The organism is Vibrio sp., assembly GCF_050299255.1.
GTDB lineage: Bacteria > Pseudomonadota > Gammaproteobacteria > Enterobacterales > Vibrionaceae > Vibrio.
Map to the genome: position 1 here is coordinate 1 of NZ_JBNKVP010000065.1, position 19,428 is coordinate 19,428.

16 protein-coding genes and 1 pseudogene are annotated in these 19,428 nt (G+C 50.0%); 11 read left to right on the forward strand and 6 right to left on the reverse strand.

The genetic code is table 11. The annotated features are described in order from the left end of the window. Window positions 1-279: pseudogene (locus ACQY6F_RS14690) on the forward strand (excinuclease); the annotation flags it as partial. A 133-nt stretch (window positions 280-412) separates the two neighbouring features. Here the strand turns inward: ACQY6F_RS14690 and ACQY6F_RS14695 are convergent. From ACQY6F_RS14695 to potA, 4 genes are all read right to left on the reverse strand, one after another. Then, window positions 413-1,501, reverse strand: a complete 1,089-nt coding sequence (locus ACQY6F_RS14695; protein WP_428775423.1) for a polyamine ABC transporter substrate-binding protein — start codon at window positions 1,499-1,501, stop codon at window positions 413-415. Window positions 1,502-1,720: 219 nt separating this feature from the next. After that, complete coding sequence (locus tag ACQY6F_RS14700; protein ID WP_428775425.1) at window positions 1,721-2,575, reverse strand: ABC transporter permease subunit; 855 nt, start codon at window positions 2,573-2,575, stop codon at window positions 1,721-1,723. Continuing rightward, entirely contained in the window at window positions 2,575-3,507 is a 933-nt protein-coding gene (locus ACQY6F_RS14705; RefSeq protein WP_428775427.1) for an ABC transporter permease subunit, read from the reverse strand. Before ACQY6F_RS14705 ends, ACQY6F_RS14700 begins: the two co-directional genes overlap by 1 nt. Further along, a complete protein-coding gene (gene potA, locus ACQY6F_RS14710) occupies window positions 3,504-4,700 on the reverse strand; it encodes a polyamine ABC transporter ATP-binding protein (protein WP_428775429.1) in 1,197 nt (398 codons plus the stop codon). The genes ACQY6F_RS14705 and potA overlap by 4 nt, the downstream gene beginning before the upstream one ends. 471 nt (window positions 4,701-5,171) lie before the next feature. Here potA and ACQY6F_RS14715 point away from each other — a divergent pair, with 471 nt between their 5' ends. The 7 genes from ACQY6F_RS14715 (at window position 5,172) to ACQY6F_RS14745 (ending at window position 13,283) form a co-directional block, all read left to right on the forward strand. Then, window positions 5,172-6,611, forward strand: coding sequence for an NAD-dependent succinate-semialdehyde dehydrogenase (locus ACQY6F_RS14715; RefSeq protein WP_428775446.1), 1,440 nt, complete (start codon window positions 5,172-5,174; stop codon window positions 6,609-6,611). A 355-nt stretch (window positions 6,612-6,966) separates the two neighbouring features. Next, window positions 6,967-7,929 carry an agmatinase gene (gene speB / locus ACQY6F_RS14720; RefSeq protein ID WP_428775431.1) on the forward strand — a complete coding sequence of 321 codons (963 nt, stop codon included), beginning with the start codon at window positions 6,967-6,969 and terminating at the stop codon, window positions 7,927-7,929. Between the two features lie 10 nt (window positions 7,930-7,939). After that, window positions 7,940-8,311 (forward strand): hypothetical protein, encoded by a 372-nt coding sequence (locus ACQY6F_RS14725; RefSeq protein WP_428775433.1) that lies wholly within the window; start codon window positions 7,940-7,942, stop codon window positions 8,309-8,311. 186 nt (window positions 8,312-8,497) lie between these two features. Further along, window positions 8,498-9,823 carry an aspartate aminotransferase family protein gene (locus ACQY6F_RS14730; protein WP_428775435.1) on the forward strand — a complete coding sequence of 442 codons (1,326 nt, stop codon included), beginning with the start codon at window positions 8,498-8,500 and terminating at the stop codon, window positions 9,821-9,823. 114 nt (window positions 9,824-9,937) lie between these two features. After that, window positions 9,938-11,209, forward strand: coding sequence for a Zn-dependent hydrolase (locus ACQY6F_RS14735; protein ID WP_428775436.1), 1,272 nt, complete (start codon window positions 9,938-9,940; stop codon window positions 11,207-11,209). Between the two features lie 156 nt (window positions 11,210-11,365). After that, on the forward strand, window positions 11,366-11,752 hold the full coding sequence (locus ACQY6F_RS14740) for a nuclear transport factor 2 family protein (protein ID WP_428775438.1): 387 nt from the start codon (window positions 11,366-11,368) through the stop codon (window positions 11,750-11,752). Window positions 11,753-11,771: 19 nt separating this feature from the next. After that, window positions 11,772-13,283 carry an aldehyde dehydrogenase family protein gene (locus tag ACQY6F_RS14745; RefSeq protein ID WP_428775440.1) on the forward strand — a complete coding sequence of 504 codons (1,512 nt, stop codon included), beginning with the start codon at window positions 11,772-11,774 and terminating at the stop codon, window positions 13,281-13,283. A 72-nt stretch (window positions 13,284-13,355) separates the two neighbouring features. On the opposite strand, the gene ACQY6F_RS14750 is transcribed toward ACQY6F_RS14745, so the two are convergent. Then, window positions 13,356-14,210 (reverse strand): helix-turn-helix transcriptional regulator, encoded by an 855-nt coding sequence (locus ACQY6F_RS14750; RefSeq protein ID WP_428775441.1) that lies wholly within the window; start codon window positions 14,208-14,210, stop codon window positions 13,356-13,358. Window positions 14,211-14,561: 351 nt separating this feature from the next. On the opposite strand from ACQY6F_RS14750, the gene ACQY6F_RS14755 reads away from it, so the two are divergent. The 3 genes from ACQY6F_RS14755 (at window position 14,562) to ACQY6F_RS14765 (ending at window position 19,175) form a co-directional block, all read left to right on the forward strand. After that, complete coding sequence (locus ACQY6F_RS14755; protein ID WP_428775442.1) at window positions 14,562-16,934, forward strand: aminotransferase class III-fold pyridoxal phosphate-dependent enzyme; 2,373 nt, start codon at window positions 14,562-14,564, stop codon at window positions 16,932-16,934. 182 nt (window positions 16,935-17,116) lie between these two features. Next, the gene (locus ACQY6F_RS14760) at window positions 17,117-17,773 is read left to right on the forward strand and encodes a response regulator (RefSeq protein WP_428775443.1); all 657 of its coding nucleotides are present in this window, start codon (window positions 17,117-17,119) and stop codon (window positions 17,771-17,773) included. Then, a complete protein-coding gene (locus ACQY6F_RS14765; RefSeq protein WP_428775444.1) occupies window positions 17,763-19,175 on the forward strand; it encodes an ATP-binding protein in 1,413 nt (470 codons plus the stop codon). The genes ACQY6F_RS14760 and ACQY6F_RS14765 overlap by 11 nt, the downstream gene beginning before the upstream one ends. Before the next feature lie 6 nt (window positions 19,176-19,181). On the opposite strand, the gene ACQY6F_RS14770 is transcribed toward ACQY6F_RS14765, so the two are convergent. Beyond that, a partial coding sequence (locus ACQY6F_RS14770) for a DUF3750 domain-containing protein (protein ID WP_428775445.1) occupies window positions 19,182-19,428 on the reverse strand: 247 nt, incomplete at its 5' end.

Genomic DNA, 19,428 nt, shown 5'->3' on the forward strand with positions numbered 1-19,428 from the left:
CAGTCTTTTGGTAAAGTTGAGAAGGAATACAGTACCTTCAAGACCAATAAGAAAACCAATGCGTTCAACAAATCGGATCAAGAGGCGTGCAACTGGGTATTCCTTTCGGCCATGATGGCACTGAAGAATAGAGCAGTTAAAGAGGGCGGTAACGCGGTCGTTGAAATCAAATCCAACTACAAAAATAACCTGACTTCCAGTAAAGAAACCTTTCAATGTGGTGCAGGTACGTTTGTAGCTGGCGTAGCCTTAACCGGCAAAGTGGTTAAGTTGCAGTAAGCCTCACTCATTTATAAGCAGGGCAGCCAGTGGTTTTTTTTGATTTTTTGCCCTTACAACTCTCGGCTTAAATATAAACAAAGCGCACCAATAGGTGCGCTTCTTTTTTGCGTCTAACTCTTTCCAGTAAGCATTAACCGGCTTTAAATTTGCTCCACATACGTAGCAGTTTGCGGCCAAACTTGTTGTCGTAGGCTGGCAGGGTGAATAGTTTGTTCATCACTTGCTCAGGCGGGTAGATACCTGGGTCATTTTTCACTTCTGGATCTACGTACTGTTGTGCCTCGGTATTCGGGTTGGCAAAGAATACGTAATTACTGTTAGCCGCCGCGACTTTTGGATCCAACATGTCATTCATAAAGGCCAGCGCTGCATCCACGTTTTTGGCATCAGCAGGGATGTACATGGCATCGAAGAATACCCGGGCTCCCTCTTTTGGAATGGTGTAGGTTGGCACGTTGCCGTTGTTGGCTTCTGCTGCCCGGTCTTTCGAGATGAACACGTCGCCGCTATAGGCATGCGCCACGCAGGTGTCGCCGTTTGCCAAGTCTGTGATCACCTGAGATGCATCAAAGTAGGTAATGTAAGGGCGAATCTTCATCAGATGCTCTTCAACCAACTTAAGGTTCTCAATGCTGACTTCCTGAGGATCTTTACCTAAATAAGACAGTACAGCACCATAGGCTTCCATTGGGTCATCCATCATGGTCAGGCCGCACTGGGAGAGCTTTTTAGCAATTGCCGGATCAAACAGCAGTTTCCAGCTATCGGTTGGTACGTCACCCGCGTATTTCTTCACCAGTTCAGGGTTATAACCGATACCCGTAGTACCCCAAAGGTAAGGCACACCGTACTCGGCTTGCGGGTCAAACGCAGCTATCCATTTTCTTGAGTGTTGATCCAGATATTTGTAGTTTGGCAGTTTTGACTTATCGAGTTTTTGATAAGCGCCTGCTTTGATGTGCTGGGCAATTTTGTGGCTGGAACCTTCGTAGTAAATAATGTCATAACCGCTATTACCGGTCATGATTTTCGTTTCCGCCATTTGGTAGGAGTCATAGGTTTCGTAGCGAACTTTGATACCGGTACTTTTTTCAAAGTTTGGAATCGTGTCACCAGCGATATAGTCATACCAGTTGTACACGTTAACTTCTTTGGCCGTTGCCATTGAAGTAACCGCGAAAAGTGAAGCAAAAGTGATAGCGATGTGTGTTTTACGCATTTGGACCTCCTTGTCGGAATCGAGACTGAAATACAGCAGGGTGAGACCAGCCTGATTGCCACTTAGTGTGTTTTCCGGTGTTAATTTATTGTTAACATTCGAGCGTTTGTTAACCATCCCCTTATTGAGTTATATCCAGCTAAGAATTCAGGTTCGACCGCGCGTTTTTGCGCTAATAAAAAGCAAGCTGTACCAAAACGGTGCAGCTTGCTGTGAAAGTTATGATTTGATGTTGGCGTTAAGTTGTTGCATCTCTTGCAGTCGCCTTTTTTCGGCTTTAGCCATTAGCCACCAGGCGATGAATGCGGCCACTGAAACTACGGCGACAATAATGCTGGATAGGGCATTGATCTTCGGATTGACCCCCAGTTTGACGCTGGAGAACACCACCATTGGCAGGGTAGTCGCGCCAGGGCCACTCACAAAGCTGGCGATAACCAGATCATCGAGCGATAGGGTAAAGGCGAGCAGCCAACCGGCGATGATGGCGGGCAAGATACTCGGCAGCGTAATCACAAAGAAGGTTTTCCACGGCGGTGCGCCTAAATCCATCGCCGCTTCTTCAATGGAGAGATCCAGCTCTTTCAACCTGGAACTCACCACTACGGTCACATACGCGGTACAGAACGTAGTGTGGGCAATCCAGACGGTGTGCAGACCCCGGTTAGAAAACAGGTCAAACACATTGCCGAGCGAGATAAACAGCAGCATCAGCGAAAGCCCGGTGATCACTTCCGGCATAACCAGCGGCGCGGTGATCATCAGAGCAAAACTGTTTTCCGCTTTAAATTTGCCAAATCGAGTGATGACAAATCCTGCTACCGTGCCAATAACGACCGCGGTAGAGGCGGCTAACACCCCGACGGTCAGGCTGAACAAAATGCCTTCCATTAACGCCTGGTCGCGGAACAGCTCACCATACCACTTGAAAGAAAACTCTGACCAGACAGTAACCAGTTTGTTTTCATTAAATGAATAGATGATTAATGACAATATTGGCAGGTACAAGAATCCCAGACCGAGAATCAATACTGTCCATTTAAAAGGATGATTAATTACAGGTATTTCGTTCATCAGGCTGCCCCCATGTCTTTTTTCTGGTAACGATAAAACAGCAGTATTGGTCCTAGCAGCATCAGTAACATCACAGTCGCGATTGCGGATGCAACTGGCCAGTCACGATTCATAAAGAACTCGTTCCACAATATCCCGCCAATCAAGACTGAATCCGGACCGCCAAGCAGGGCTGGAATAACGAATTCACCAATCGCAGGAATAAACACCAGCATAGAACCGGCAATAATGCCTGCTTTGGTCAGAGGTAGCAGAATCTTAAACAGAATGGTTATTGGACCTGCGCCAAGGTCTTTGGCCGCTTCAATGAGTGAGTAGTCAACCCGCATCAGTGCGGTGTAGAGAGGTAAAACCATAAACGGCAGATAGCAATAGACGATACCCACGTAAATAGCCGTATCGGTATAGAGCATTTTAACTGGCTCGTCGATAACACCGACTGCCATCAACATATTGTTTAGGATGCCGTTGTTTTTCAGGATACCAATCCAGGCGTAGACCCGGATCAAGAAACTGGTCCAGGATGGTAAAATCACCAACATCAACAGGATGTTACGCGTCGAAGGTTTGGAATGGACGATGGCCCAGGCAATAGGGTAAGCGACTAAGAAACATAAACCGGTGGCGATGGTGGCGACTTTTAGTGAGCGCAGATAGGCGCTGGTGTAAAAATCATCTTCGAACAGCAGGGCATAGTTGGCAATGTTGAGCAGTAATCTTAGTTGCTCGTCAACATAATTGACCAGTTCTGTATAGGGTGGAATGGCGATCGCGGCTTCACTTAGGCTGATTTTAAATACGATAAAAAACGGCACTAAGAAGAACAGCAACATCCATAAATAAGGAATGGCCAGCACCATACATTTAGAGGTAGGAAACCATTTGCTGGTATGCAGCCTCGCTAACGGGGCAGGCAATAATAGACTAGTCATAATTTCACCACTCGGTTGCTTTCGGCACTCCAACTTAAGCTCACTTGCTGTTTGTAATGCAGTTCACTTTGGTCAACATGTTGCTGGTTAGGACGGGTAACGATCACGACCTGACCACTTGGCAACTGAACATGGAAGATAGACTGGCTACCCATGTAGGCGATGTCTTTAATGACGCCGACACAAGAGTTGGCCTGGCCTTCTTTAGGCAAACTGATGGAGATTTTTTCCGGTCTGAGTGCGATCATCAGGCTTTGGCCAACGGCATTAGATACACCGTGTTTTAAGTGAATCGGGAACGGAAGAGCTGGGCAATTGATAATGGATGAATCGGAGCGGTTCATGCCTACCGTGCCTTCAAAGATATTAACCGAACCGATAAATTCCGCGCTGAAGCGAGAGTTCGGGTATTCGTAGATTTGTGATGGCTCACCTATCTGGACAAAATGGCCCTGGTTCATGATGGCGATACGGCTGGCCATGGTCATCGCTTCTTCTTGATCGTGGGTTACCATCACACAGGTTGCACCAACTTTATCCAGAATATCGACCACTTCTAACTGCATCTTTTCCCGCAGGCTCTTATCCAGTGCACCCATAGGTTCGTCCAGCAGCAGCAACTTAGGTCGCTTGGCCAGGCTACGAGCCAGAGCAACCCGTTGGCGCTGTCCACCAGAAAGCTGGTGAGGCTTGCGTTTGGCGTATTGGGTCAAATGAACCAACTCCAGCATTTCGTCTACCCGGGCTTTAATTTCCTTTTTGGGTACACGATCTTGAGTCAGTCCAAAGGCGATGTTTTTTTCTACCGTCATATGCGGGAACAGGGCATAAGACTGAAACATCATGTTGATGGCGCGCTTATGGGGCGGGATATCGGCCAGGTCTTCGCCATTTAGCAATATCTGGCCTGACGTCGGCTTTTCGAACCCGGCCAACATGCGCAGCAGCGTTGACTTACCGCAACCTGAACCGCCAAGCAGGGCAAATATTTCACCTTGCTGGATATCGATACTGAGGTTGTCGACAGCCAGATGGCCGCTAAAATCTTTGCACAGATTTTTCACCGACAGAATGGGTGTTGTCTGTGCTTCTGGTTGATTGAATAACGTCACGCTTACATCATTGTTGCGACTATTGCTACTCAGCTTACTTGGCTCTGTAGCCTGGTTATCGAGAAGTTTGGCGGCTTCCATGTTACACCTCACTTGCTGTCGTTGGATTGGGGCCTGTATTGATGAAATTTGCTGTACCTAATACCTCAGGAGACAGCCTAATTGTGAAATAAATGTAAATAACAGTTGCCCTGCTGGGTATACCCCCTCTGAGTTAGCAGGATGAATTGACTCAGCCAGGAAGTGTCGTTAAAAAGCGCTTTCTCTGTTTGAATGCACTCTTGCAAACGACGTCCTGCTTGGACAACTTAAAAAAGTTGCAATTAATATACCAGCTGTAAAATTACATAAAATGTAACCGTGATGGCTGGGTTTTACTTTGTGTGGGTCTGAATTGCTAAAACGTGAACAGAGCTTTACAACCACCCAATTGCACCAAAATAGACCGGAGCTAACCCTAAGAGGGAATGGTGACTGACGATATCCCCGCTTATCTTGACTGCAAAATTTCCCTTTAATCATTGAGTGCAGCAGGAGCTAAACATGGAATGGATAAACCAATTAAAGGACCCTAAATTACTGCAGGCTGCGTTTGCCCCTGGCAGTCGTGAAGCTGAAATTGTGGTTATTAACCCGTCTAATCAACAGCCGCTGGCCGCCATCAAAGATCAGACCAAAGACGATATTGATGCTGTGATCCGTGCCGCCCATGCCGGACAGCCAGATTGGGCCGCGCTTAGCGCCAAACAGCGTAGTGTGATTTTGCGTAAGTGGTTTGACTTAATTACTGGCGCGACCGATGACCTGGGCTTAATCATGACGCTTGAGCAAGGTAAACCACTGCCAGAAGCGAAAGGCGAAGTGGCTTATGGGGCCTCGTTTGTTGAGTGGTTCGGCGAAGAGGCCAAGCGTGCCTATGGGGATACCATTCCCGCTCCGGTTCCAGGGCGTCAACTGATCACAGTAAAACAGCCAATTGGTGTAGCCGCGGCGATTACCCCTTGGAACTTCCCAATTGCGATGATCACCCGTAAAGCGGCCCCTGCGTTGGCTTCCGGTAACGCATTTATCAGCAAACCGGCCCCGAATACGCCGCTGAGCGCGCTGGCAATTGCCGAACTGGCTTACCGTGCCGGTGTGCCGAAGGAAATATTCCCTGTCGTGTGCTCGAATGATGCCCCAATGGTGGGTCAGATGTTCAGTCAACATTCGTTAATTGGCAAAATATCTTTTACCGGCTCAACCCGGGTCGGCAAACTGCTGATGGAGCAGAGCGCCAGCCAGGTACAGAGAGTCTCAATGGAGCTGGGCGGAAACGCGGCTTTCGTGGTATTCGCCGATGCCGACCTGGATAAAGCCGTGGCCGGTGCCATTGCCAGCAAATTCCGTAATGCCGGTCAGACTTGTGTTTGCGCCAACCGATTTTATGTCGCCGATGAAATCTACGACCAGTTTGTCGCTAAATTTGCCCAGGCTATCTCTGAGCTGAAAGTAGGCGACGGCCTGGAGCCAGGCGCACAAATTGGCCCTATGATCGATAGTGCGGCGGTTAACAAAGTGACTGAACTGGTGGCACAAGCGATCGCTGCTGGCGCGACGCTGGAAGTCGGGGGGGAGCCGCATCCGCTGGGTGGTAATTTCTATCAACCGACGCTGCTGACCAATGTCAGGCATGAAAACCCAATCATGCAGCAGGAAATCTTTGGCCCTGTAGCGCCGGTATGTCGCTTTAGCGACGTCGACCAGGTGGTCCGCTGGTGTAACGATACCGAATTTGGCCTGGCGAGTTACTTCTATACCCAGGATGTCGCTAAGGCCTGGAACGTGGCTCTGCAGCTGGATTACGGCATGGTAGGCATCAATGAAGGCATTATCTCAACCGAAGTGGCACCATTTGGCGGCGTGAAGCAATCCGGCGTTGGCCGTGAGGGCAGCCATCAAGGGATGGATGAATATCTGGACACCAAGTACATCTGTATGGGTGGACTGTAATTCTGGCACTGCGCAGAAATTTAGCGCTCATAGCTTGGCTCATTAGCCTGAATTCATCACTGACAACAGGCTAGCCAATGCAGGCAATAAATTTAATAGAAGTTAAGGTGGCCCACTGAATTTTCAGTGGGTTACTTTAGTTCATTTGTCCAAAAACATTACCTATCTAACTGTTATTTAATAAAAAACACCAGCTACCCCCGCAAGGTTATTTTTGCCAACAACAAACTCCTTTAGCTTATAAGCATGCCTAGGCTTTGGTCGGTGAACACAAACCAGGCAAGCAAGTTGTATGTCAAACCAAGTTGAAGTTGATGTCGCGGTAACAATACGGCGACTAACAGGGAGAACCATCATGGCCAAAAATGAAAAATACCAACCAACCGATCCAGCAGTAGTACCACGTTTCGCGGACGTCGCGACTTTTATGCGCAGTAAGCGTTTTGAGGCGACCGAAGAACTGGATATCGGTCTGGTCGGCGTACCATTTGACTTGGGCGTGAACTATCGTAGCGGTGCACGTCAAGGACCTTCCGGCGTACGTGAATCATCTCGTCTCATTCGCCGAGTGCATCCTGTCAGTGGTATCAAGCCCTTTGAAATCGCCAACGTGGCGGATATCGGTGATTGCCCAATCAACCCGATGAGCAAAGATAAATCCATCGACCAGATCGAAAACTATTTCGCTGATCTGAAAGCAAAAGGCATCACGCCAATCGCGATTGGTGGTGACCACACTATTCCTCTGCCAATCCTGCGTGCACTGGCAAAAGACCAGCCGGTTGGTATTCTGCACGTCGATGCCCACGGTGACGTACTGGACAGCTTATGTGAAGACAAAGTTAACCACGCCACCTTCATGCGCCGGGCGTTGGAAGAAGGCCTGCTGGATCCAAAACGCGTACTGCAAATAGGTATGCGCGGCAGCCGTTTCGTTGCAGAAGACATCGACTATTCATACGAGCAGGGCTACACCGTTATTACCATGGACGAATATGACGAAATGGGCCGTGACGCAGCAATTGCGAAAATTCGTGACGTGTTAGGTGATGGTCCAATCTATATCTCTATCGATATTGACGGCCTGGACCCAGCGTTTATGCCAGGTACCGGTGTACCAGAAGTGGGCGGCATCATTCCGCGTGACATGCAGGTGATTCTGCGTGCACTACAGGGCAAAGAGATCGTCGGTGCAGACATCTGTGAAATCACTCCGACACTGGATCCAACTGGTATCACTTGTGTCACGGTAGCGAACCTGATGTTCGAAATTCTGTGTATCACTGCTGATTCACTGGAGCAGCAAGGTAAATTGTGAGGTTAGGCCGATGACATCTTTAAAAACCAGTAGTGAAGTGCTGGATGCATACATTGAGCGCTCCTGGCGCTCTAATGCACAGCGTCAGCGCAACAAAGGTGCAGAATTTGTTATCGGTCGTCGGCAAGGTGTGTACTTGTGGAATCTTGAGGGAAACCATAAGGTTATCGACTGCGGGAATGCTGGGGGCGTACACTCTCTGGGACACCGCAATGAGGAGATCCTTGCCGAGCTCCAAAAGGCGCTGTTTGAAGACGAGCGCAACACCGGGCTTTGGTCGAATACGCCATTTTTCTTTATATCACCGCGACATCAATCAACTAACCCTTTCATGTGTACTACCCCTGCTGCGGTATGGCAGGGGTTCTTTCCGACTGATTAAATGGCTTTATGGCTGTGAGGGTCACTCCACGCTCATTCAACAATCGGCAATGAGGTTCGACCGCTAGTCAATTTCAACATCTGTTGGAGGAGACCATCCTGTCTCTGCGTTGCTTTAACTGCAACAACCACCAACGGATGGTTAAACAATTACAGACTGCAGCGATATTTCCAGGGAGGTACTGCAATGAGCAAACTGATTTATACCGGCCTAAACGCAGGCAAAAACAAAGTCACTAAAGTCGTCGGCGGACAAGGTGTCTATTTCCATCTGGAAGACGGCCGTAAAGTGTTAGATGGTAGTAACACCGGCGGACCACTGGGTCACCAACACCCACGTATGGTTGAAGCTATGGTAGATGCAGCCAGACGTATTCCGGTCATTAACGAAGGCTGGTTCTGGGCCGAGCGTGAAAAAGCGGCGGAAGAGTTAATAGACTTCGCCTTTGCCGGTGAAGACTGGGTAGGCGGGGTACGTTTCTTCCTGTCGGGCTCAGAAGCCAATGATTTGGCGCTGTCTTTCGCCCAGGCTTACACTGGCCGTACTGCGCTGGCAACCCGTGACCGTGCCTACCACGGCATGACTGGCTTGTCATTACACATGACGGTACAGCCTCACTGGCATGGCGGCCTGTCGGTTGCTGATGGTAACAACCGCCCGGTACCAACCACTTTCGATGTTAAAACTCTACCTGCGCCAATCAGTGCGGTATATGGCGGACAAACCCCACCAGCGTCTATGCAGGACTATCTGGCAGGCGCTGAAGAGCTGCTATCTGACACGGCTGCTACCATTATCGACTACACCCAGGGCGGCAAATACTACCTGCCTGAATATCAGGATCTGGTGGCCAATGCCGCGCGTAAAGCCGGATCACTTTGGATTGCTGATGAAGTAGTAACTGGCCTCGGCCGTCACGGCAAATCTATGTTTGCTTTCCAGGGCGGTAAAACGCGTCCGGATATCGTCACTCTGGGTAAACCTATTGGCGGCGGTGCAATGCCAGGCGGTGCGGTGGTGCTGTCGAAAGACATCATGGATGACATGAACGACAAAAGCTGGCAGACCTACTCGACTTTCCGTGGTCACCCGATGCAGGTCGCTGCAACCCGTGCGTACCTGGATGTGCTGAAAACTGAAAATCTGCTGGCACATGTGTGTGAATTGGAAACCCAGATGCACAAGCGTCTGGTAGACATTGCTGAGTCTCACCCGGCAGTTAGCCGAGTCGACGGACGTGGTCTGCACTGGACAGTAGAATTACATGGTCCAGACTGGCGCAACTGGCAAATCGCCACAGGTTCAACGCCAATCGCGTCTAAAGTGGCCAACCGTGCACTGGAACTGGGTGCGATGATCGGTACTTCCGGCGAGCAGACTTCACTGTTCCTGGCTCCACCACTGATCATTTCGGCTGAACAGTTGGATGAACTGCTGTCTATCCTGGACGAAGCGTTGTTGGTGGCCGATGCCGAATACCAAGCCGACCGTGAAGCGGTTGCCAGTGTTTAATTGAGCAACCTGATCAATTTAATCTGACTTAGTAGAGGTGCCTGCATTCACGTCCGAACCTTCGGAAAAAGCGGTGAGTGGCGGTGCCTTTGTTTATTGATGGAGAGCGTATCAATGACAGCAAAAGTTAATCAAAACCGTCTCTGGGACTGTCTGGAAGAACACGGCCAGATTGGTTCAACCGGTGATGGCGGTGTTAACCGTGAAACCCTTACTGAAGCAGACAAAGTAGGTCGCGACACTTTCATCCGCTGGTGTGAAGACGCGGGCATGTCGGTTGAAATCGACCGGCTGGGCAACATATTTGCTACTCGCCCTGGGTTGGATAATTCCTTGCTACCCGTGGCGATGGGTAGCCACCTGGATACTCAGCCAACTGGCGGTAAATATGACGGTATTCTAGGCGTATTAGGTGGACTGGAAGTGGTACGTGCGCTCAATGAAGCCAACATTACTACCCGTCGCCCAATTCAGATCGTTGTCTGGACCAATGAAGAGGGCAGCCGATTTCTGCCATCGATGGCGGCGTCTGGTGTCTATGCCGGCATATTTAAAGAAGAGGATATTCTGGCGGAAACCGATGATGAAGGCGTCAGTTTTGCCGATGCGTTAGATGCGATTGGTTACCGGGGCAGCGTTGAAGTCGGCAAACGGAAATTCCACGCTTTTATTGAATTACACATTGAACAAGGGCCGGTGTTGGAACACAAAAAGATGGAAGTGGGTGTAGTGACCGGTTCTCAGGCCATGAACTGGAGCAACGTGACTGTTCGTGGCATACCCGCCCACGCCGGCACAACGCCTATGCCTAATCGTACCGATGCGCTGGCTTGCGCGACACGTTTGCTGCAACGGGCCTACGACGAAGGTAACGCCATGGCGGGTGCCTGCACCACTATCGGTGTGATGAATGCCTATCCGTCGTCACACAGTACTATCCCTAACCGAGTCGAATTCACGCTGGATCTTCGCCATCCTGATCCGGATAAACTGGCAGAGCTGGTCGCCGATTTTGATGCAGTGGCCGCAGTAGAAAGCCGGCTGGGATTTGAGATCACCCGCGAAGAATTTGGCATCGCCGAAGCGCAGGTGTTTGATAAAGAGTGTACTGCAGCGATTCGCCGTGCGGCGGAGCAGGGCGGCTATCGTTACTGTGACATCGTCAGCGGAGCCGGTCACGATGCGGTGTATCTCAACCAAGTCTGCCCAACCGGGATGATCTTTGTTCCCTGCAAAGATGGTGTCAGCCACAACCCGAAAGAGTCAATCACTGCTGAACAGGCAACTGCCGGAGTGGACGTGATGCTTAATGCGGTTCTGGAACTGGCGAATAAAGAGGGTGTCACTGAGCGTGACGTCCGCCTGGAAGAGCCTGTGGCAGGTTAATTCAATTTTTGACAATGGTTGTCTGTTGCCGGGTCGTATATGCCCGGCTTTTTTGTGCCTGCTGTTTGGTCATCTACCTTCCTAGGGTGATTTTTCCTTCGCTGGTTATAACTTAGTCTAGTGAATAACCCTAAACCCAACAGGAACCCAGCAGTTATGAACAAGGACATTCAAGAGATCAGTGAACTGGCACAAAAGTACTTTGATGCCCTGTATTTTGGTAAATCAGAATTGTTTGCTGAAATTTTCCATCCTCAAGCCGGTTTGCACTGTAATACCGATGATCAACACACCACTATGGATGTGGCGACCTATCTGGAGCTGGTTGCCGGTCGTGCTGCCCCGGCTGAAACCAATCAACCACGCCGAGACGAAGTGTTGTCGATTCAAATCAGCAGCCCGACGACTGCCGTGCTGCAAACCCGAGAACTGTTTGTACCAAAACTGTTTACCGATGATTTAACTCTAATGAAGTTTAACGGTGAGTGGAAAATCATCGCCAAGATCTGGCATTACGACCTGGTAGAAAACCTGCAAGATTAAGCGATAGACGGAGGCTCGCATGGATACCATCACTGAGAAAATGCTCGATCAATATGGCGTCACGGATGAAACCCGGCAGTTTTTGGCGCAACCCTTTCAACCTATGTTCATCAATGGTGAATTTGTACCGGCCAGGTCGGGCGAACAGTTCGACGTGTTCGATCCTGCCACCGAAGGCCAGTTATTGGCGGTCCCCAGTGCGGGTATCGAAGATGTCGATGATGCTGTCATGGCGGCGCGTCAGGCGTTTCCTGAATGGGCGGCGATGAAGCCACTGGAACGCCAGGCGCTATTGATGAAATTGGCGGATGCCATGGAGCAGCATGCAGATACGCTTGCTGAACTGGAAGCCATCAACGCAGGTAAGGCTTTGGAAGGCTGCAAAGTGGTGGATATCCAAGGTTCTATCGATTTTATCCGCTATATGGGCAGCTGGGCGACCAAAATAGACGGCGCCACCCGTACGCTTTCCTGGCCGGGCGAAACGTTCGGCTATACGTTGAAAGAACCGGTCGGGGTCGTGGCAGCCATTGTACCCTGGAACTGGCCACTCAATATGGCGATCTGGAAACTGATTGCACCGCTTACTGTGGGATGTACGGTCGTGATCAAACCGGCTGAGATTACCCCTATCAGCCTGCTCTACCTGATGAAAATCTGGAAGGAAGCGGGATTGCCAGACGGTGTCATCAATGTGATTACCGGATTCGGCTCTGTTGTGGGCGCGCATCTGGTTAGCCACCCTGAGATCAACAAAGTGTCGTTCACCGGCTCGACACCGGTTGGCAAGCTGGTCGGTAAAGCGGCGCTGGATAATATGGCCCACATTACTCTGGAGCTGGGTGGTAAATCGGCCATGGTGGCGTTTGAAGATGCCGATATCGACGATATCGTGGCTGCGGCGCACCAGAGTGTGTTTTTCAACTCCGGCCAGGTCTGTTCCGCCGGTTCACGCTTGTATGTCCATCGCGCTATCTACCAGCAGACGCTTGATGCTTTGGCGGCGTCACTACAGGATGTGGTCATTGGCGATCCGCTGCAACCGGGCGTCACCCAGGGGCCGCAGATCTCAGCCAATCAGCTTGAAAGCATCCTTAACTATATCAATATCGGTGTACAAGAAGGGGCGAGGCTGGTTTACGGTGGTAATAAAGTCGATCGTCCCGGCTACTTTGTTGAACCGACGCTCTTTGCTGATACCCGCAATGACATGCGCATTGTCCAGGAAGAAATCTTTGGTCCGGTCCTGACGGTTGCGCCGTTTGATTCTGAAGCGGAAGCGGTCGAACTGGCCAATGACAATATCTATGGCCTAGCGGCTTCTGTGTTTACTCAGGATTTGTCTCGCGCCCATCGCGTGGTGAAAGCGTTGCATGCCGGTACGGTGTGCGTGAATACCCACGATGCGTTGGATCCGGCGTTACCGTTTGGTGGATACAAACAGTCTGGAATAGGCAAAGACTTAGGAGCAGAGCAATTACAACACTTCCTTGAGACTAAAGCTGTAATTATGCAGCTAAAATCATCATAAACGAGCCTACGTTGTAATTGAGTCTTTCTCGCCGGTTTTACCCGGCGAGTTTTTTATTGGTCGCGGGGAAATTTAGAAGTAGTTTTCCAGCGGATCGCCGCCGTCGTAATTTTCAAATTGTTTTAACGAATCGATAAACAGGTGGAACAGCTCAGACTGACTGCCGATATCCAATTTGCGATAACTGTTGCGGCGATGGATTCGAACCGTTTCAGAAGAAATATCCAGCCTTTCCGCAATTGAGTTCGAAGAATGTCCTTTCAGCAACAGCCGGATAATTTCCGCTTCACGTGGCGTCAGTTTCGATCCGCCAAAACACTCCAAAGCTTCATCTAATTGAAAACTCAATGTTTTCGTTCCAGCCGCCATTTGGCTCACTTGCTTAGACCAATGTTTAATACATAAAGCTTCAACTAGTGAACTGACCTGACTCAAGATATCCAGTTCCTGCTCAGAAAACGTCTGGTAGGTTTTACTTCTGTCGAGCGATAAATTAAGGAAATGGCCACTCTCAAAGTGGATCAGATAGCCACACTCGTCAATCAAACCGGTGCGGATCAGATATTGTTGGTAGTACTCGCTATCGACAAAACCTTCAGGTGCCAAATCGACAAAACTGGCAAAACCACTTATCTGGTGCTCACGGGCCGCACGATAATAAGGGTCGATCAGAAAGGCGCCGGCCAGATAGGTATCAAAATCCTGCGGGAACGGCTTAACCTTCTGTTCAAAATACAAAATTTGCGGTCGGTCGGCGAACAGAGTAAAGACTATTTCGTCGCACACCACCAGCTGTTTTAAAGTGGTAGTCAGTTTTTCGGCGAAATTGTCCTGGCCGATGCTCGACACGACATCGGCAAACAGATCGCTGTAATACATCAACTCTTGTGATGGCTCAGCGGATGACATGATCATTTTGGCTTCCATATGCTCTCCATATACTTCCTGGTAACCGTTCAAGATGGTCAATCTTGAATTGATGCTAACAGCGTCAACAGGATATTTCAGTGAGGCGACAGACAATACCCGTACTGTATAGCAGGCTGGGCAGACAGATATGCAGATGACTACGTTTGGCACTGTGATGATATAACCCAAATGCAGTAACTACCCCATATAGGATATTCCGCATCTTTCAAAAAGCTTGCAGAATAGCTACATAGAGCGAAAACCTATATCAACCTGAGAGTCGAGCAAAACGATTGTGTGAGTACTGAACTCATATAGAGGGACCTGAGTCCAGTCGCACGCTCCTCTACCTGACAAATGGAGTTAAATATGACCGTTGAAGCTTTAATGCAGCGAAACCTGCCTAAGTTCAGTGAGCAAAAGGTTAAATCACTGGTATCCGAGTTATTTGGAATCAGTGGTGATTATCACGAATTAGTAAGTGAACGGGACTTGTCCTGGCGGATAAAAGTCAATGGCGGCGCCAATTACGTCGTCAAGGTTTCTAACGCTACTGAAGCGAAGGGCGTAGTGGATTTTCAGGTGAAAGCGTTGCAACACATTGCGCGCCAGGATCCGGACCTTCTTGTGCCACGGATGATCGAATCTAAACAAGGCAATGCCTATGAGTGGATTGAAGCTGAAGATGGCCAGCGCCACATGATTCGTATTCTGACTTTCCTTTCCGGCCGGGTAATGATTGATACGCCAGAGGCGCATAATCCTGTAACACGTTATAACATAGGTGCAATGACGGGCCGTTTAGCCACGGCACTGCGCAATTTCTTCCACCCTTACGGTGCCAGCAATGTGCACCTGTGGGACATCAGCCGCGCGCTGGAACTACGCGGTTACCTGAAAGATGTTCAAGATGTTGATCTGCGCGAATTGTGCAGCAACATCCTCGATCGGGCAGAAAATTTCACCTTACCTGAAATGAATCGTACCCGCTGGCAGGTTGTCCATCAGGATGCCCACAGTGGTAACGTACTGGTGTCGGAAACGGATGCCACTGTGCCTGCGGGTATCATCGATTTTGGTGACATGGGCTACAACTCCATCGTAGCTGAAGTGGTGGGAAGTGCCGATAACTTTGCCAGCGGTGACGATCCGTTAGACAACCTGTGCCACGCGGTAGCGGGTTTTGACAGCCAGTTCCCGCTGGAAGAGAGCGAAATCGACCTGTGTTACGATGGATTGTTGCTGCAACTGGCCGTATTTTCCATCATTGTCTGTTCTCGTCAGTTACGTGATGGTTCAGAGAACACTCATATCGAAGATGTCGATACCGCCCCTGAAATGCTGATAAAGCTGTATGCCGTAGGACGTGAAGAAGCCGTTCGCCGTCTGCGTGAAGCGTGTCGATTCCCGGTTTATGCACCAGGGACCGATGGTGAAGTATTCGAAAATCGTGATGATGAGCTGGTTGAGAAACGCGAAACCAAACTGGGCAAAATCTGGCACTTCTACGATAAACCAATCCACTTTACCCGTGCTCAGGGCGGTTATATGTACACTTCAGATGGTATTGCTTATCTGGACGCTTATAACAACGTTCCTCAGGTCGGTCATAGCCACCCGCACGTGGTTAAAGCTATCGCACGCCAGGCCGCGGCGCTGAATACCAATACCCGCTACATGTGTGATATTGCGGCGGACTATGCCGAACGCTTAACCGCGGATCTGCCTGAACACTTGGATACCTGTATCTTTGTTAACTCAGGAAGTGAAGCCAATGACCTGGCGATGCAGATATCTAAATTGCTCAGCGGCAATCAGGGCGGCATCATTATCGAAAATGCTTATCACGGCTGTACTGAACTGACGACTAAGCTTTCCCACGAAACCTGGGGTGCCTTGCCAAAAGAGAAATGGCCAGATGATATCGAATTGCTACGGGAAGCGGGCAGCTACCGCGGGCCGTATGTCGGCGACCCACAAGCGGCTGAGAAGTATGCTGCAGATGCAGATGCGGCCATCGCCAGTCTGGCTGATAAAGGCTATAACACTGCCGCCTTTATGGTAGATACCGCCATGTGTGCCCACGGTCTGGTGACCGTGCCGGCAAACTACTTCAACCTGGTAGCCGAAAAAACTCATGCCGCCGGCGGCTTTGTGATTGCCGATGAAGTACAAGCCGGACTGGGTCGTATGGGGCAGTTCTGGGGCTTCCGTGCCAACGGTCTGAAAGATGAAAACGTTGACTTTATTACCATGGGTAAACCGGTAGGCAACGCCCACCCGCTTGGAGTGATTATCCTCAGCAGTAAACTGCTGGCGAAATTCCTGGACGGCAGTCACCCAATGCTGTTTAGCACTTTTGGCGGTAATGCGGTAGCGTGTGCGGCAGGTATGGCAGTGCTGGATGTGATTGAACGTGAGCAGCTGGTTGAAAAGAGCAATCGCATTGGTGATTACATCCGAGATGGATTGCGCAGCTTAGCTAAACAGTACCCGGTGATCGGCGATGTTCGTGGCAAAGGCATGATGATTGGTCTGGAGTTCGTGACCGACAGCGAAAGCAAAACGCCAGCAATCGAACTGACCGATCAGGTAGTTAACGCGATGTTTGAGCGCAAGGTAATGATAGGTAAGGGTTCCGGCAATGTACTGAAACTGAGACCGTCGCTTGCCTGGAACGAAGCGGAAGCGGACCTGTTTATTGAACAAATGGGCCAGAGCCTCGCACAAATCTGCCAGTAGCAAAATATTGTTCTGTTTCCTCTCAGCTTAACCTGGCGAAACTTCAGTGTGATCGGGTTAAGCTTATTCGGTTCAGTAGCCAAACGTGGTGTTGGTAGCTGAACCTTTTTTATTTCTCACCGCCAGTCGTTATTTCGCTATACTCGCACTATCTCTAAGCTATGGAAGAGCCAGAACTTTTTATGCGAATCTTGCTGGTAGAAGATGACACTTTACTCGGCCAATCTATTACTACATCGCTAAGCCGACAGGGTTACACGGTTGACTGGCTGGAAAAAGGTAACGGTGTTGCCTCTGCATTGAACACCGAGCAGTTTACCGCTGTTATCCTCGATCTCACCTTGCCCGATATCGACGGGTTAGCAGTATTGAGTCAAATCCGCGCCGCAGGTCATGACCTGCCCGTAATGATTCTGACTGCGCGGGATGACATTCAGGACCGGGTGAAAGGGCTCGATGGCGGTGCTGATGAATATATGGGCAAGCCGTTCGCTCTGGAAGAGTTGTTGGCTCGTTTACGACTGATCATTCGACGCCATTCGGGTAGTGCCAGCGAAGTGATTCGGGTTGGCGATTTGGAACTGTCATTGGCTGAGCAGTCGATTCGATTTAACCAACAACCGCTGAAACTCACCCGTAACGAATTCAAAATCCTGGTTAGTTTAATGATCAACGCTGGTCGGGTGATGAGCAAAGAGCAGCTATTGCAGTCGATCCACGGCTGGGATGAAGGCAGCAGTGATAACGCGATTGAAGTCCACATCCATAACCTGCGCAAAAAAGTACCCAACAAGATGATAAAAAACATCCGTGGAGTGGGGTATATCATTGAAAAATAAGCGCCAGTTCTCAATCAAGCGCCGATTAAGCCTGTCGGTGATACTACTCAGCTGTACTCTGATACTGGTGTCGTTTGTGCTGAGTATGTCCACCGCCCGCCATGAAGTGGAAGAAGTTTATGATGCCAGGTTAGGGCAATCGGCAAAATTATTGCTGATGGCCACAGCCGTCGCGCCGGAAGAGTTTGCCCAGCTACACAGCCAGGAATTGTACGACCGCTGGATGAAAAACCTCAGCCGTCTGTCGGAATCAAAAGAAGACGGTGAGACTCAGTTCGGTCACCCTTATGAACAGAATATCGTCTATCAATTCTATCTCGGCGATAAGATGATCTGGAGCGCGGACAACACCCTACCGCCGTTATCTCCTGCAGAAGGCTTTCAGGGCTATGGCTATGGCGAAGCTAACGGAAGTCAGTGGCGTTACTTTCAGCTTCAGCAAAGTGGGCCGGGCCAGCTTTCACGATCCGTGCTGGTGGCAGAGAAGAAGCGTATTCGCAGTGAAGTAATCGACGAAGTGGTGTTTTCTACCACTTTGCCACAGCTGGTGCTTATACCGTGTCTGGTGTTTTTGCTGTTGTGGCTGATAGACAGAAACTTCAAACCGATACAGGCGCTGATCTCAGCCATTGATCAGAGAAGTGCGCAGAAACTGGACCGCATTCATGTTGAGGACCCAACTGTGGAGCTTTCTCCGCTGGTGAACGCACTCAACGAACTTTTGGCTCAACTGGAAAAAGCCTGGCAGCATGAGAAGCGCTTTACCCGCATGGCTGCCCATGAATTGAAAACGCCGCTGACCGTGTTGCGCCTGAATGCCGAAAATGCACTAAACAGCCAAAATGCAGATCAATTAGCACAGGATCTGAACCATATTCTGAAGGGTATAGACAGAACGGACCGGTTGCTGCAGCAGCTATTGACTCTGGCCCGAGTCGAAACCTTAACCGACATCGACAAGCAGCCGGTTGAGCTGAGCCAGGTACTGAAACAGACCATTGCAGATCTGGCTCCTGTGGCGCTGCACCAGCAGCAAAAGCTTGGTTTTGACGGTGAAGAGGTGACGCTCAGCGGTGACGAGCTGCTGCTGGGGATACTGTTTCGCAACCTGATCGACAACGCGATTCGCTATTCTGGTCATGGTAGCCATATAGATGTCAGCCTAATCGTGCGCGAGCAACAAGTCGACGTGTTGGTCGCAGACAGCGGTAGTCCGATTGCAGAAGCTGATCGCAGCAAGTTGTTTGATAATTTTTATCGTGGCAGTACCGAGAAAGGCGATGGTGCCGGGTTGGGTATGGCGATAACCCAGTATATCGCCAGCCTGCACAACGCCACGGTGACTCTGTTAGATCCGCAAGAGCAGGGTAACGTCTTCCGGGTGAGGTTTCTGCTTAACTAAACCCGCTCACTGAGCATAGCCACTGCCGATAGCCCGAAACGGCAGTTGGAGTTCCAACTCAGGAACCTGAATACCAATCCAGGCCGGAAAGGTGTTGCTGTTGGGGCCGGGAAACAAGGTGTATTCATCAGCCCAGGGATAGCGTGTTGCGGCAGTGACTATTTTAGGGATCAGTTGCTGCGCTTTGTCCCCTTTAATAGACAGTACTTTTTCCGGCTTGGCGCCATACCAGTAACGATCCGGGGTCGCGGTC

Coding starts and splice junctions, on each gene's coding strand:
- ACQY6F_RS14705 (WP_428775427.1), bottom strand. CDS start 3,507: ATGACTAGTCTATTATTGCCTGCCCCGTTAGCGAGGCTGCATACCAGC.
- ACQY6F_RS14750 (WP_428775441.1), bottom strand. CDS start 14,210: ATGGAAGCCAAAATGATCATGTCATCCGCTGAGCCATCACAAGAGTTG.
- ACQY6F_RS14695 (WP_428775423.1), bottom strand. CDS start 1,501: ATGCGTAAAACACACATCGCTATCACTTTTGCTTCACTTTTCGCGGTT.
- speB (WP_428775431.1), top strand. CDS start 6,967: ATGGCCAAAAATGAAAAATACCAACCAACCGATCCAGCAGTAGTACCA.
- ACQY6F_RS14760 (WP_428775443.1), top strand. CDS start 17,117: ATGCGAATCTTGCTGGTAGAAGATGACACTTTACTCGGCCAATCTATT.
- ACQY6F_RS14735 (WP_428775436.1), top strand. CDS start 9,938: ATGACAGCAAAAGTTAATCAAAACCGTCTCTGGGACTGTCTGGAAGAA.
- ACQY6F_RS14740 (WP_428775438.1), top strand. CDS start 11,366: ATGAACAAGGACATTCAAGAGATCAGTGAACTGGCACAAAAGTACTTT.
- ACQY6F_RS14725 (WP_428775433.1), top strand. CDS start 7,940: ATGACATCTTTAAAAACCAGTAGTGAAGTGCTGGATGCATACATTGAG.
- potA (WP_428775429.1), bottom strand. CDS start 4,700: ATGGAAGCCGCCAAACTTCTCGATAACCAGGCTACAGAGCCAAGTAAG.
- ACQY6F_RS14700 (WP_428775425.1), bottom strand. CDS start 2,575: ATGAACGAAATACCTGTAATTAATCATCCTTTTAAATGGACAGTATTG.
- ACQY6F_RS14755 (WP_428775442.1), top strand. CDS start 14,562: ATGACCGTTGAAGCTTTAATGCAGCGAAACCTGCCTAAGTTCAGTGAG.
- ACQY6F_RS14730 (WP_428775435.1), top strand. CDS start 8,498: ATGAGCAAACTGATTTATACCGGCCTAAACGCAGGCAAAAACAAAGTC.
- ACQY6F_RS14745 (WP_428775440.1), top strand. CDS start 11,772: ATGGATACCATCACTGAGAAAATGCTCGATCAATATGGCGTCACGGAT.